Raw genomic sequence first — 1,046 nt, forward strand, 5'->3', positions numbered from 1 at the left:
CAGTGGATGCACACGAGGAATTCGTTGTCGCGTTGATCAACGAGCGTAGGGATGTGACGCTCGATGAGATGGTTGAGCGCTTGTCCGTCGAGCGGCAGGTGAAGATCAGCCGCAGCGCACTTGGCGCCTGGCTTCGAGGCCGTGGGTGGACCTTTAAAAAAAGACCGCACACGCACTGGAGCAGGACCGACCGGACGTCCTGAAGCGCCGGCGCGCCTGGTTCGATGGTCAATTGGACCTCGATCCGGAGAAACTGATCTTCATCGACGAAACCGGCCTCTCGACCAAGATGTCACGGTCTGCGCGGACGTGCATTGCGAGGTGAGCGTTTGCCGTGCCGGCGTGCCGCACGGCCATTGGAAAACAACGACTTTCACCGGTGCGTTGCGCCTCAGCGGAATGACCGCCCCATTCGTCTACGATGGCGCGATGAACGGCAACGTCTTCCTTGCGTATGTCGAACAGGTGCTGGTGCCGCCCCTGGAGATCGGCGACGTCGTCATTATGGATAACCTGCCTGCACACAAGATAGCCGGTGTCCGCGATGCCATCGAACGTGCCGGCGCCAAGCTCATGTTCCTGCCGCCCTATAGTCCGGACTTCAATCCAATCGAGAACGCATTCTCGAAGCTGAAAGCCATGTTGCGAGGCCGAGCCGAGCGAAAGATCGATGCTCTATGGGATGCGGTCGGGGCCTTGATACCTCGCTTCACTGCGGCAGAATGCGCAAACTACCTTAAGGCCGCTGGATATGACCCAGATTGAGCAGGATTTGCTCTAGCGGTGCAAGTGATGCCATCACGACACCGTCTGTCGGCTTTGTCTGATCGGCGACATTAGGTTTGTTTGGCAGTTTCCTGTGGTGGTTCGGAGTAACTTTCTGAAACCCAACAAAAGGATCTTTCCTTTGGCTCGATCGGCCCACATGGCACGGGTTTTGAAGATTGCCATGCGAGGCGGCGCGAGCTGCCTGCCTTTTACTCAGCGATGGATGGAACGAAAGAAGGAAGGCGATATGTCAGATTTGCGTCAAATCGCATTTTACG

The 1,046-nt window shown here is 57.0% G+C and carries 1 pseudogene; it reads left to right on the forward strand.

From position 1 onward, the window contains the following. Positions 1 to 765, forward strand: a pseudogene (locus K6M89_RS30485) (IS630 family transposase); the annotation flags it as partial. Positions 766 to 1,046 lie beyond the last annotated feature (281 nt).

The sequence above is a fragment of the Rhizobium croatiense genome (assembly GCF_019793465.1).
GTDB classification, from domain to species: domain Bacteria; phylum Pseudomonadota; class Alphaproteobacteria; order Rhizobiales; family Rhizobiaceae; genus Rhizobium; species Rhizobium croatiense.